This is a genomic window from Vibrio sp. 1CM24A, assembly GCF_023161725.1.
Lineage (GTDB): Bacteria > Pseudomonadota > Gammaproteobacteria > Enterobacterales > Vibrionaceae > Vibrio > Vibrio coralliirubri.
This window is the reverse complement of sequence record NZ_JALNTS010000002.1, coordinates 97,543-111,087: the sequence shown is the minus strand read 5'-3', so window position 1 is coordinate 111,087 and position 13,545 is coordinate 97,543. Positions and strand designations below refer to the sequence as shown.

The following is a 13,545-nucleotide window of genomic DNA, read 5'->3' as shown; positions in this document are numbered from 1 at the left end:
GTGTGTCTTTGATTGCGTCAAAGGCACTTTTATCTTCCTAATTATCTCAACTCAGTATCCGCTTAACTGAACAAAAAATAAACTTTTCTCGCACATATCTTGTATTCGGTTCGATCTTCTTGTAATTTTAACTGACCAACCAATCGGTCAGCCTTCGAATTTAGGGGATACTATGAGCCATAATCTAGACCTTGAACCAAACACGTCGAGCACCAACGACATGGATCACATGTTCAACCGACAAAAAGATCACTACCGCAATAATGTTAATCCTACGCTTGAGCAGAGAAAAAAAGATCTCTCAGTACTAAAAGCGTTGTTAATGCGCTATCAAGAGCAGTTGATTGAGGCAGTATCTGAAGATTATGGCCATCGAGCAAAGCACGACAGCTTGATTGCTGATATCACCCCTTCTCTTCATCAAATAAATTACAGTGTGAAGAACCTTAAGAAGTGGTTGAAGCCATCACGCCGCAAAGCTGGTTTGATGCTAACGCCAGCAAAGATCACGGTTCATTATCAGCCAGTGGGCGTTGTGGGTATCATTGTTCCATGGAACTTCCCAGTCATGCTCTCTTTAGGCCCTCTGATCACAGCGTTAGCAGCGGGCAACACGGCGATGCTCAAGATGTCGGAGTTTACTCCAGCGACCAACCAAGTTTTAAAAGCGATGTTGGCTGAAGGCTTTAGTGAAGATCAGGTCGCTATTATCGAAGGCGAAGCTGACGTTTCCGCTAAATTTAGCCAACTGCCGTTTGACCATATCCTTTTCACAGGCTCAACCGCTGTGGGTAAACACGTCATGAGAGCAGCGGCTAACAACTTAACGCCAGTAACTTTGGAATTAGGCGGCAAATCTCCAACGATTATTGCTCCCGACTTTGATGTGGCGGACGCTGTTGAACGTATCCTGTTTGCCAAGAGCTTAAACGCTGGCCAAATATGTGTAGCGCCTGATTACATCTTATTGCCGCGAGAAAAAACGGACGAGTTCATCACAGCTTATAAGCGTTATTTCAAGAAGCTTTATAAAGCCGGTATTGAGAGCAAAGACTTAACCTCAGTGATCAACATGCGCCAATACAATCGCTTGAAAGGTGTCATTGAAGACGCACAAGCCAAAGGCGCGGTTATTCACACCGTCACCGAACAAGCACAAGACGATGTAAACCACAGAATGACGCCACACCTTCTAACTGAAGTGAACGACGACATGGTTGCAATGCAAGAAGAGCTGTTTGGTCCTGTTCTGCCTATCGTGCCTTATGATTCCATCGAAGAAGCAATCAGCTACATCACAGAGAGAGAACGCCCACTGGCTCTGTACCTAATGAGCCATAATAAAGAAACCCAAGACAAGTTTTTATCAGACACGCACTCTGGCGGCGTGTGTATTAATGATTCTTTGGTTCATGTGGCTGCAGAAGACGCGCCGTTCGGTGGCATCGGCCCTTCAGGCATGGGACACTATCATGGCATTGAAGGCTTCAAGACCTTTAGCCATGCCAAAACCGTTCTAAGAAGAGGAAAAATCAACTTCACCAAGTTGATGCATCCTCCTTACAACAACCCAATCAAGAAACTGATGTTCAAAGTACTCAATAGATGATCACCAAAAGACAAAAAATCCTAGATGCTGCACTCCTGCTTTTCTCTCAACAAGGGCTAGAGGGCACATCTACCGGACAAATAGCGAAAACAGCCGGTGTGGCAAAAGCGACGTTGTTTCACCACTTCGAGAACAAATCTCTATTGATTGATGAGCTGTTTCGCGAGCTGAAGCTAGAGCTATTCTCGACCCTTCAACCGCACACTGATGTGGCAGTAGAAGATCGCTACCAAGCCTTTAAGTTCATGTGGATCACAGGAATTGAATGGGCATTAGAGAATCCGGTTGCGATGAAGTTCTTTACCAATGTTCATTTCGACCCAACGACTCAAACTCGAGAAGTGATTGTTTCACAGATGTTCGCATCGCTAGACGAGATCATTTTGAAAGGGCAAGAAGATGGTGAATTGATGGTGTTGGACATTAACCTTGTTAGACACTTCATCCATAGCCACTTTCTAATTTGTGCAAACTGGCTGATTGAACAAAGCGAGTCTCCACCAGAGCAAACATCGAAGTACATCAACGATAGCTTTGATATGTGTTGGCGCGCCGTTGGTGGGCAAACCAAGTAGCTTTAGCTTTAAGCCCAAGGCTCTAAGCTCTAAACCCAAAGATATAAGTTCTAGACTCAACTTATTTCCAATAATGATCACTAAAGCGCCACACAGGCGCTTTAATTATTTGAACACAATTTAATCACCTCAGCATATTGACTCAGAGTACGTTCTTTCAGTACCATCCCACCATCATTTCAAAAGAGAATAACGCCATAATGAAGTACTAACATCCTGACATCCGATTTATTTTTTAAAAATCATTTGGACACTCGGGGTTAGTGGGCGTTACTTCGTCATCTATTTTCGCGACAAATCAAGCTCTTAAAGATCCGTTTTTTGACAAGCTACATCTTTAAGATCAGCACCTTAAAGACAGAAATCAGATCAGCACTCTATTTCCTATCTTTGATTGGTACGCTACCTAAGTAACGTCTTTGGCGATCTATACATAGAATTCTGTGTAGGGTTCTATATAGAAAAAGCGCCTCACCCCTTTTACTCGTTTACACGTAAAGGGAGGTATTTCTATGCCTACTATATTAGCCAATAATCTCTCATTCCAACTCGATACTGGTGAGTGGTTATTCAAAGAGATCACCTTTAATTTGAGCACTCGCCTCACCGGCCTAGTCGGAAGAAATGGGGCTGGAAAATCATTGTTGCTTTCATTGCTCGTTGGACAAATACAGCCCACAACAGGCAGTGTTTCGCGCCAAGGTTCAATCGGCTTTTACTCTCAGTTACCATCAAAGCTACTGGATGCCAACATCACCATCGCTGACTTCTTAGGGCTCACCGAAAAGTTGGAAGCATTAAGCGCCATAGAACAAGGTAGCTGTGAATTGCAGCACTTCAATATCATTGGCGATGATTGGGATCTAGAGACACGTACCCAGCAGTTGCTAGGTGCATTAAAGATCACTAGTGATTTGAACACGCCCTGTTGCTCTTTGAGTGGTGGACAACTCGCCTTGCTACAGCTTCATCAGCTGTTCGTATCAAATAACGACATACTGATCCTCGATGAGCCTTCGAACCATTTAGATAACGATGGACGCAATTGGCTACTAGAACAATGCCAGTTGTTTGAAGGTAAGGTACTTGTCGTCAGCCATGATCGAAGCTTATTGAGACAAATGGAGGGGATCTACCACCTCAACAGCTTGGGTGTGCGTTTCTATAAAGGAAATTATGATGATTACTTCAAACAAGTGTCTAGCCAAAGCGAAGCGCTAGAGAAACAGGTTGCGCATCATAAGTCTGAAAAGAAACGACTCGAGCGTCAAGCTCAAGCCAACAAGGAAAAGGCACAGCAGCGAGAATCTCAGGGAAACCGACTCAGAAAGTCAGGTAGCCAACCCAAGATCTTATTGGATGCGATGAAAGATAAAGCAGGACAAAGCCAAGCCGCGTCTGCGACAAGCCAAAGGAATCTCATTGACCAAAACCAACATAAACTTCAGTCGCTTAAAGAACAAAAAGAACGGCTGAAACCACAAGCTTTGTATCTACAACAAAGTAAAAGCAGTAAAAAGAGCTCTTTGTTAACCGTTGAAAACTGCCGCCTTATTTACGGCTCTCGTGCGCCAATCAGTTTCTCTTTATCACAAGGGGAACGGTGTTATCTAACCGGTGCTAACGGGTGTGGAAAGTCGACACTGTTAAAAGCGATTCACGGTCAACACGCCAATTATAAAGGCTCGATTAAGCGCTTGGGGGCGACCGTCTATTTAGATCAACACTTTGGACTGTTAGACACCAACGATACGATGTTCGATAGCTTAATGACGCACAGCTTTGGATTAGCAGAGAGCGACGCGCGAACCCTGCTAGCGGGAATTGGATTCAGGCGAGACTCGGTATATCGAAAAGTCGCTCACCTCAGTGGTGGCGAGAAAATGAAGCTAGCGATGTTGATCGTCAGCCATAAACAGGATGCCCCACTTCTTCTACTTGATGAACCAGACAATCACTTGGACATAGACTCAAAGCAAATATTGGCTTCGGCTCTGCGTGAATACCAGGGTGCATTCATCTTGGTCAGTCATGATAGCGATTTTGTTGAGGAGGTCGGCGTTAACCAAAACCATATACAGCTTTAACCTTCGTAAATTCGTTCACTTAGTTTAGTTAGGCGAGTATTCTTCCGGATACTCGCCTTTCTTGATTGAGACAAGTAAACTACGCGCCTCGAACATCTATTCATAAGGCTAAGGTTTGCATACTCTAGAACAATTAAAATCAGGGCAACTCAAAGGTATTAAACGCTTAAAGCTGTCAGAAGGTCTCACCGAGTTTCCTCTAGAAATCATAGAGCTTGCAGATTCTCTTGAGATCCTAGACCTTTCAGGCAATCAGCTGTCAGACCTACCAGCCGAGTTATCACAGCTTACCAATCTGCGTATTATCTTTGCGTCGAATAACCTGTTTACGCACCTGCCTGATGTTCTGGGGTCACTTCCTAAGCTCGAAATGGTTGGCTTCAAAACCAACCAAATCAAAACCGTTAGCGAGCAGTCTCTGCCGACTCAACTACGTTGGTTAATCCTGACCGACAATGAGATTGAGGCTCTGCCTAGCTCACTAGGTGAAAGACCACGACTACAGAAACTGGCATTGGCGGGTAACAAGATTCGCGTGTTACCAGAAAGCATGGAAAACCTATCCAACCTTGAACTGGTTCGCCTGTCTGCAAACCAACTTACTGAATTCCCTGAGTTCCTTATTAAGCTACCAAAACTTGCTTGGTTAGCATTTGCGGGTAACCCGTTTTGCAAACACCCTAGCAGCTTAGATAGCGTGTCTGCTGTAAGCTCGCAATGCTACTCACTAAATCAAGTACTTGGTCAGGGTGCGTCTGGCGTAATTTCACATGCTAACTGGTTGAACGGCGATTTTGATTTCCCGCAGGAAGTCGCTGTAAAAGTATTTAAAGGCGAGGTAACAAGCGACGGTTACCCACACGATGAGCTCGAAGCTTGTTTGCAGGCTGGTCATCATAGCAACCTAGTGAAGTCGATAGCTCAAGTAGATGAACAAGACTATCTCGCGCTGGTGATGGAGCTTATCCCAAGCAACTATTACAACCTAGGCTTACCTCCTACTCTTGAAAGCTGTACTCGCGATACGTTCAATGAAGGCTTCGAGCTTTCAATTGCTCAGATCAATAGCATTACAGAACAGATGATTGATGTGTTTGAACACCTTCATGCCAACAAGGTCTGTCATGGTGATCTATACGCTCACAACACTTTGGTTAATGAACAAGGTCAGATGATCTTTGGTGACTTTGGCGCTGCGACTATCTACGGCTACCTAACTGAAGAGCAGCAACAAGGCATTCGTCGAATTGAAGCACGTGCATTGAAGTACTTTATTGAAGACCTACTAACGATTTGTACAAAACAAGATCAAGACAGCGAGCTTTATACTCAACTAGCGAACTTCAAAGCTTAATGGCTTAACTTAATAGCTTAATAGCTTAATAGCGCGTTGATTAGAAGTACTCGGTCGAATTGAAAACAACAAAGCCAACATCACTGTTGGCTTTGTTGTTCTTGGAACATCACTGATTTTAATGGACAAGCAAGGTTGGCTAAAAGGGATTAACGCTCAGCCTGCACCAATTTCAAATACGAATGCAGCTCACCATTTTTATATTCCACCGCAGAGTGAATGTTGAGATCAGCACGAGCCACAACAGCAAACTGGTAGCGATTCTCGCCCTTCAAAATCTCGACGTGTAACAACCCATCTTTTAGTTGCCACTGCCCTGTCGTTTCAAATCGGTCGAACAAACGATATTCAATCAAAGAACCGTCAGCATTGAAGTGCACTTCAGTGATGTAACCGCCGGGGCAGCTCTTCACCCAAACTCGATTCTCGATATCACTGACAGTAAAGTTACGCTTTGTGTCACGCCACGCTAGAAAGCCTTCGCTATCATAAAGAGCAATGTCGAGATCAGTTCTAGAGATTAACGGCTGCTCATTTTGCTCACGACAATAAAGTTGAAGCAGAATTTGCTGAACTGTTTCGCTCTGTAATTCACTCATTGTGACTTCCCTTTCTCATTGCTCTGCGTTAGACGCGGTATTGATCAACCAATTCTATTTAAAGCGGGCTACACAAGCTCGTAAGAAACAACATACAGCTGAGAGATACCTGGATAGATATCTTGAATCACGTCTTTCAGTACTTGCAGCGTCATGTTCTCTTGCTGAGCATGGAACTCACCTAAGTCATCAAATAGGATTGGTTCAACGCTGATGATCTTAAGATTACAGAACACACGGCCTTGCTCTAGCGTCGATACTTCCACAACACTACCTGGCTGGTAGTCACGTTCAGATTCATCGCGAATAGTAATCGTCTTCTTGCCAGAAAGGATGTCAGTTTCAAAACGTTCGAAGAACGTCATAGTGGTCGGTGCGGTCATTTATTTCGGTCGCTTAACATTTAAAGGTTAGGTAGATGTTTATATACCAGAATGCGTGTCCAAGCGAATAAAAATTAGGTGCGAGAGGCGAGATGCGAGAGGCGAGATGCGAGAGGCGAGAGGCGAGAGGCGAGAGGCGAGAGGCGAGAGGCGAGAGGCGAGAGGCGAGAGGCGAGAGGCGAGAGAATATGGCAAAGCCAAATTACAGGCAATAAAAAAGGAGAACCGAAGTTCTCCTTTTCTTAAACCTTTAAGCTAACTCTAAATTATAGAGATGCTTTCGCTTTTTCAACTAGAACAGCAAATGCTGCTTTGTCGAATACTGCGATGTCAGCAAGAATCTTACGGTCGATCTCGATAGATGCTTTCTTAAGGCCATTGATGAAACGGCTGTAAGATAGACCATTTTGACGAGATGCCGCGTTGATACGTGCAATCCAAAGTTGACGGAATTGACGTTTCTTGTTGCGACGGTCACGGTAAGCGTATTGACCAGCTTTGGTAACTGCTTGGAAAGCTACGCGGTAAACACGTGAACGTGCTCCGTAGTAACCTTTAGCTTGTTTTAGAACTTTCTTATGACGTGCACGAGCTTGTACACCACGTTTTACGCGAGGCATTATGCTTCTCCTAAACTAAACGAATTTATAAACTAAAAAGAATTAAGCGTATGGCATCATACGTAGAACTTGAGCAACTTCACATTTAGGAAGGATCGAGTTCGGACGTAGCTGACGCTTGTTCTTAGTAGTACGCTTAGTCAGGATGTGACGTTTACCAGCGTGCTTAAACTTAATACCACCAGCAGTTTTCTGGAAACGCTTAGCAGCACCTTTGTTGGTTTTCATCTTAGGCATGATGAATAACTCCGCATTGTTGAGTTGTTAATAACATAGTAATTAGGGCGAATAAAACCCCGCAACCTGAGGCTGCAGGGTTCAATTACTTGCAAAGCCGTTAATTACTTCTTTTTAGGGGCCAACACCATGATCATCTGGCGACCTTCAATTCTCGTTGGGAAAGATTCGACTACTGCAAATTCTTCAGTATCCGCTTTCAAACGATTAAGAACGTCAACACCGATTTCTTGGTGAGCCATTTCGCGGCCACGGAAGCGAATTGTTACCTTCACTTTGTTGCCGTCTTCTAGGAAACCAGTCAGGTTGCGTAGTTTTACCTGATAGTCTCCAATATCAGTTCCAGGTCGGAATTTAATTTCCTTGATCTGAACCTGCTTTTGCTTCTTCTTCTGCTCTTTCGCAGCTTTGCTCTTCTCGAAGAGGAACTTACCGTAGTCCATCACACGACAAACTGGCGGCTCGGCGTTAGGGCTGATCTCTACAAGATCCATACCAGCTTCATTTGCAGCTTCCATCGCTTCAGCGATTGATACTACACCAACAGCTTCGCCGTCTGCGCCAGTTAGACGCACTTCACGAACGCCACGAATGTCACCGTTTAAACGGTGCTGGTTTTGTTTGGCCGGTTGTTGGCCACGTCTTCCGCCTTTAATAGCTATTCCTCCAGATTGAGCTTACGGCTTGAAACCTCGGCTTGGATGTATGAAATAAAGTCATCCACTTTAAATTTGCCAAGGTCCTTACCTTTACGTGTACGTACTGCAATTTCGCCGGCTTCCATTTCTTGGTCACCACACACAAGCATGAACGGTACACGTTTCAAAGTATGTTCGCGGATTTTAAAGCCAATCTTCTCATTTCTCAAGTCTGCTTTGACTCTAAATCCACTTTTTTGCAGTTTTTTCGTAATTTCTTGTACATATTCAGACTGTTTGTCTGTAATGCCCATAACAACTGCTTGTTCTGGCGCCAACCACGTTGGGAAGAAGCCAGCGTATTCTTCAATAAGAATACCGATGAAGCGTTCTAGTGAACCTAAAATCGCGCGGTGGATCATAACTGGCGTGTGACGCTCGTTATCTTCACCTACGTAAGTAGCACCTAAACGTTCTGGTAATGCAAAATCGAGCTGCACTGTACCACATTGCCAAGCGCGGTCCAAACAATCATGCAAAGTAAATTCAATCTTAGGTCCGTAGAACGCACCCTCGCCTTCTTGAATCTCGTATGCAATGTCCATTGCCTCTAGCGCTTGCTTAAGGTCAGCCTCTGCACGGTCCCACATTTCGTCTGAACCTACACGCTGTTCTGGACGAGTAGATAGCTTAACAACGATGCTTTCGAAGCCGAAAGTTGTGTAAGTATCGTAAACCATTTCTATACAAGCTTTAACTTCTTGTTGAACTTGGTCTTCAGTACAGAATACGTGAGCATCATCTTGAGTGAAGCCACGAACACGCATAATGCCGTGAAGTGCGCCAGACGGCTCGTTACGGTGACATGAGCCGAACTCAGCCATACGTAGCGGTAGATCACGGTAAGATTTCAAACCTTGGTTGAAGATTTGAACGTGACCAGGACAGTTCATTGGCTTGATAGCGTATTCACGGTTCTCTGAAGAAGTAGTGAACATCGCTTCAGCGTACTTATCCCAGTGACCAGAGCGTTCCCAAAGAACACGGTCCATCATTAATGGGCCTTTAACTTCTTGGTAATCGTACTCAGTCAGTTTTTGACGAATAAATACTTCTAGCTCACGGAAGATAGTCCAACCGTTGTGGTGCCAGAACACCATGCCTGGTGCTTCTTGCTGCATGTGGAATAGGTCAAGCGCTTTACCGATTTTACGGTGGTCACGTTTAGCCGCTTCTTCTAGACGCACAAGGTGAGCTTTAAGTGCCTTCTTGTCGTGGAATGCAGTGCCGTAGATACGTTGAAGCATCTTGTTGTCACTGTTACCACGCCAGTATGCACCCGCTACGTTAAGTAGAGTGAAGTGCTGGCAGAAGCTCATGTTAGGCACGTGTGGACCACGACACATATCGATGTATTCTTCGTGATGGTACAGGCCTGGACGATCGTCTTTAGAAACGTTCTCGTCCAAGATTTCAATCTTGTAAGTCTCGCCGCGAGCTTCGAATGCGTCGCGCGCTTCCTGCCAGCTAACTTTCTTCTTAACAACCTGGTACTTGGTCTTCGCTAGCTCTTTCATACGCTTTTCGATCTTTTCTAGATCTTCTTGCGTTAGAGAATGCTCAAGGTCGATATCGTAGTAGAAACCGTTATCGATAGTAGGACCGATCGCCATTTTCGCTTCTGGAAAAAGCTGCTTAACCGCGTGGCCTAAAAGGTGAGCACAAGAGTGACGAACGATCTCAAGGCCATCAACTTCATCTTTAGCTGTGATGATTTCAAGGCTTGCATCGTTTTCGATAAGATCACAAGCATCAACACGCTCGCCGTCTACACGACCAGCAATGGTTGCTTTCGCAAGACCAGGACCGATTGATAGGGCAACATCTAGAGTTGATACAGGGTTGTCAAATTGACGCTGACTACCGTCAGGAAGAGTAATAATTGGCATTATTTGTCCTTTACAGTGGTGTTGCACACCAAGCAACACATGAAAATGTTTAATATATGTCTTTCAATCAACGAGTACGCTGATTGGGGATATATGCATAATAAATATACCCACATAGAAGCAAATACAGATGCCCCACTTGTGAGTAGCCGAACATTGTAACGAAATTATATGAAATGACAATGACAGAGCGAACCCGCAAGCTCTCGAACGGCTTCATTGAATAAGGTTAACTATGCTTGTGATGACTTACCTGCTCTCCAGTAATTACCAAGCTGCATCAACTAAACAACTGCACCCTACTTGTTCCGAGTTCGCTCATGCAACTTATCTCTTACAAACTAGTTATTTAGAACTAAGCTATATAGAAGCAATGGAATGCAGATGAGGTGCATATGGAGAAACGGGCTACTTGTATATCGCTCATACGACCTTTACCGCTAATAATAGCCGCCATGTTTTCTGCGCCAAACGCATGGGCCAACAAAGATTACGGCCCCTTAATCAGTTATACCCAAGCACCACTGCAGTCGGTTCGTCTCACCCCATCGCTCCGTTCAGGCTTCCCTCTTGAAGAGAATAAGGTTGAAGTGTTTACAGCCTTAACTGCCGCGAGTATCTGGGCCCACGCCCACGACTATCACTTAGATTATTATCAAAACCAACTTCAAACAGGCCTCCGATGGCAATTGACCACAGCTTGGCAAGTAGAGCTCAATTACCGCTGGTTATACGCCGCCAATAATCATCTCGACAAAATCACCATTAACTTTCACGACCTATTTAGCATCGACCAAGCAGGTCGAGACCAGAAAGATAGACACCAATTCGACATCTATGCACCAGACCATGGCGTCAATAATCGAGACTTCTCCGGCGACACATTGACTAGCGCTTTCACGCTCTACACCCAATATCAGATCATAGATAAAGAGAACCATGGATTATCTTTTGGTGTATCCCTTTATCACAACAACGTCAGCCACGGTGCATTTAAGGGAAACAGCACCGAACAAAGCGCTCAACTCAATTATGCATACCAACTCGACATCAATACCTTCTATACAAGCTTAGGGTTAGCGAATCAGTCCAGTAGAGAAGCGGAGAATAGCTTTTCACATAAGAAGACAACATGGTCATGGATGGGCGGCTATCAACTCACACTATTTGAAAACCATGAGTTACACCTCGAATACCGTTGGTATGAAGGCGCAGAAGATGGTGACACTGAGTTTTCAGAAGCCGCGAATGAAATGATGTTTGGCTATCGCTATCTCATGCAACGCTCAGCAGTTGAGATCTCCATAATCGAGAACATCTTCAACTTGGATAACTCCACCGATGTTGCTTTTCAATTGGCCTATCGGCACCAGTGGTAAACCCATTTCAGGACTGGACAGAGAATAGAATCAAAAAAGCCGAACGGTTAAGTTCGACTTTAGAAATCGAATTGTCTCTATTAATAGACAGAGCAGCTACTAACAGAGAGGTAACTACGCACTCATGATTCTTGATACAGCGTTGCGGATGTCTGAGTCGGCAGCGTTAGCTGGCAAGCTGAATGAGATGTATTGGTCGCCACGGAAGCTCATTGAGCGGTCGATTTCTGCTAGGCAGTGAACCATTGAACCTTCAACGATGAATGACAGCTCGATCTCTTTGTTATTCATAAAGCCGCCGCTGCGAAATTCAATCTCTTGGTAACAGCCAGAGCGAGAAGCAAAGCTGCTGCCTTTTAAGAAGCCCTTCTCTACGTCCGCTTTCACCATTGCCATACCCGATGCTTCCACACCTTGGATAATTTTAGCGACTGTTGGCAGTGGATGAACGGAAATGAAATCACGGTCTTTAGGATCAATCGCGAAGCCGATGTCTAGGTTAGTTTCGACCCATACATGGCATTGGTTCATTTGTGCGTTCAACGCGGTGACTGGCGTTTCATCATTTAACTTGAGACGGAATGGCACCAATTTGGTTTCACCCGGTTGGATCACAAAAGGCTCTACGGCTTGAATACGACCCAGTGAAAAAGTTTCGTAGCTGGTGCTGTCTTCCGTTTCGACTTTTACTTCTGTGTTGAGAACCAAGTTAATCAGGTCGATTTGTTGCTCAACGTCGCCACCAACAATGTGAACATTGCCAGACAACTCTCCACCTTGGAAAACTTCAATATTATCTAAGACGGTATCAACCTTTGCTGCACCAATGCCCAACGAGGCCTTTAATTTCTTAAACATATTATTTCCCTTTCTAATTATTTGATTAACTAGGGCGTGTTGACCTTTCGTGGTTGAATTTTGTTCGAGATAAAAGCGTTTTAATCGCGGCGAGGGAGAAGTAGCCTAGCATTCTAAGCAAATCTCCCTCAACAAAGAGTAAAACGCTTTTAGCCGAACCCTTCGGGCAGCGTTTGCTGGTCATTTCTACTACGTTATCGGCTTCTCATGTAGGCTAGCTACACATCAAAGCCTCTGCCTTGTATAAATACCCAGCAACTCGCTGCAAAAACCAGCTCGAAAGATCAACATGCCCTAACCATTACTGCGTGACAATTTGCGACACTTACCTCACAGAATCAAGCAATTTGCCCCATCTATGTTGAATAAAATCACATTGCCCGAGGAAATGTTGAAATCGTTAAAAAATCCGTTACTCTATTTGTATAGTCAAATAAGGTTTCATTATGTCGAAAGCGCCGCTCTACCTTCAGATAAAACAGTTCATAGATGACAAAATTACCAATGGTCACTGGCCGGTGGGTTATCAAATCACCACCGAACTTGAACTCACCGAGCAGTTCAATGTGAGTAGAATGACAGTCAATAAAGCCATTCGCGATCTTGTGTCTGAAGGTAAGCTCATTAGGAAGCCAAGGCTGGGCACTTTTGTTTGTGAACCCGACGAAAAAGCGCAATCTCCGCTGCTTGATATCAACAACATCGCGCAAGAGATCAAAGACCGAGACCAAACGTATACTAGCCAAGTTATCAAGCACGATAGCATCAAGGCTGATGAAAGCACGGCTACACGGTTAGGTGTGATGATTAACGCAGAGGTGTTCTATAGTGAAATCATCCACTTTGCTGACAACACGCCAATACAATTGGAAGCGCGTTGGGTGAATTCTCAAGCCGCTCCAAAATACCTAGAGCAAGATTTTTCAACTTCCACCCCTAATGAATACCTTTCAAAAAGCTGCCCGTTAAGTGCTATCGAGCACACGGTTGAAGCCATTATTCCAGACTCTCAAATCAGAACGTCACTAAAGCTATCTGAATCAGAGCCTTGCCTTCTTTTGAATAGAAGAACATGGAGCAAAGAACGCCTCATCAGCTTTGCATTGCTCTACCATCCTGGCTCTAAGTACAAATTAAGCTCCAAGATACTTCTAGATTAAAGAACATCATCCCGATCGCCGATCACATTTTTGCAACATCAACTTGATTCGGGTCAGCGTTTAGCCTATTTATTTGTATATACATTTAATGTTTAGC

The 13,545-nt window shown here is 44.4% G+C and carries 13 protein-coding genes; 6 read left to right on the top strand and 7 right to left on the bottom strand.

Going from position 1 to position 13,545, the window contains the following annotated elements; translation table 11 throughout:
• The first annotated feature begins 172 nt into the window (after positions 1–172).
• The 4 genes from MSG38_RS04565 (at position 173) to MSG38_RS04550 (ending at position 5,625) form a co-directional block, all read left to right on the top strand.
• Positions 173–1,609 (top strand): coniferyl aldehyde dehydrogenase, encoded by a 1,437-nt coding sequence (locus tag MSG38_RS04565; protein ID WP_248401150.1) that lies wholly within the window; start codon positions 173–175, stop codon positions 1,607–1,609.
• The gene (locus MSG38_RS04560) at positions 1,606–2,184 is read left to right on the top strand and encodes a TetR/AcrR family transcriptional regulator (protein ID WP_048607093.1); all 579 of its coding nucleotides are present in this window, start codon (positions 1,606–1,608) and stop codon (positions 2,182–2,184) included. The genes MSG38_RS04565 and MSG38_RS04560 overlap by 4 nt, the downstream gene beginning before the upstream one ends.
• A 512-nt stretch (positions 2,185–2,696) precedes the next feature.
• Positions 2,697–4,271 (top strand): ATP-binding cassette domain-containing protein, encoded by a 1,575-nt coding sequence (locus MSG38_RS04555; protein WP_248401148.1) that lies wholly within the window; start codon positions 2,697–2,699, stop codon positions 4,269–4,271.
• Positions 4,272–4,386: 115 nt separating this feature from the next.
• Positions 4,387–5,625: a leucine-rich repeat-containing protein kinase family protein gene (locus MSG38_RS04550; RefSeq protein ID WP_059020557.1), complete on the top strand. Its 1,239-nt coding sequence runs from the start codon at positions 4,387–4,389 to the stop codon at positions 5,623–5,625.
• 149 nt (positions 5,626–5,774) lie between these two features.
• Here the strand turns inward: MSG38_RS04550 and MSG38_RS04545 are convergent, their stop codons facing one another.
• The 6 genes from MSG38_RS04545 to thrS all read right to left on the bottom strand — a co-directional run bounded on the left by MSG38_RS04545 (position 5,775) and on the right by thrS (position 10,051).
• The gene (locus tag MSG38_RS04545; protein WP_248401146.1) at positions 5,775–6,224 is read right to left on the bottom strand and encodes a hypothetical protein; all 450 of its coding nucleotides are present in this window, start codon (positions 6,222–6,224) and stop codon (positions 5,775–5,777) included.
• Positions 6,225–6,292: 68 nt separating this feature from the next.
• Entirely contained in the window at positions 6,293–6,607 is a 315-nt protein-coding gene (gene yqfB / locus MSG38_RS04540) for a N(4)-acetylcytidine aminohydrolase (protein WP_004733516.1), read from the bottom strand.
• Between the two features lie 266 nt (positions 6,608–6,873).
• Entirely contained in the window at positions 6,874–7,227 is a 354-nt protein-coding gene (rplT, locus tag MSG38_RS04535) for a 50S ribosomal protein L20 (protein ID WP_004733517.1), read from the bottom strand.
• A gap of 42 nt (positions 7,228–7,269) precedes the next feature.
• Positions 7,270–7,464 carry a 50S ribosomal protein L35 gene (gene rpmI / locus MSG38_RS04530; protein ID WP_004738430.1) on the bottom strand — a complete coding sequence of 65 codons (195 nt, stop codon included), beginning with the start codon at positions 7,462–7,464 and terminating at the stop codon, positions 7,270–7,272.
• Positions 7,465–7,568: 104 nt separating this feature from the next.
• On the bottom strand, positions 7,569–8,120 hold the full coding sequence (gene infC, locus MSG38_RS04525) for a translation initiation factor IF-3 (RefSeq protein ID WP_076654893.1): 552 nt from the start codon (positions 8,118–8,120) through the stop codon (positions 7,569–7,571).
• Between the two features lie 2 nt (positions 8,121–8,122).
• Positions 8,123–10,051, bottom strand: coding sequence for a threonine--tRNA ligase (gene thrS, locus MSG38_RS04520; RefSeq protein ID WP_016768282.1), 1,929 nt, complete (start codon positions 10,049–10,051; stop codon positions 8,123–8,125).
• A gap of 455 nt (positions 10,052–10,506) precedes the next feature.
• Here thrS and MSG38_RS04515 point away from each other — a divergent pair, with 455 nt between their 5' ends.
• On the top strand, positions 10,507–11,430 hold the full coding sequence (locus MSG38_RS04515) for a DUF3187 family protein (protein ID WP_248401144.1): 924 nt from the start codon (positions 10,507–10,509) through the stop codon (positions 11,428–11,430).
• Positions 11,431–11,544: 114 nt separating this feature from the next.
• On the opposite strand, the gene MSG38_RS04510 is transcribed toward MSG38_RS04515, so the two are convergent.
• Entirely contained in the window at positions 11,545–12,288 is a 744-nt protein-coding gene (locus MSG38_RS04510) for a sporulation protein (RefSeq protein WP_248401142.1), read from the bottom strand.
• 446 nt (positions 12,289–12,734) lie between these two features.
• Between MSG38_RS04510 and hutC the strand changes: the two genes are divergently transcribed.
• Positions 12,735–13,448, top strand: coding sequence for a histidine utilization repressor (gene hutC / locus MSG38_RS04505; protein ID WP_061038947.1), 714 nt, complete (start codon positions 12,735–12,737; stop codon positions 13,446–13,448).
• The last annotated feature ends 97 nt before the right edge of the window (positions 13,449–13,545 follow it).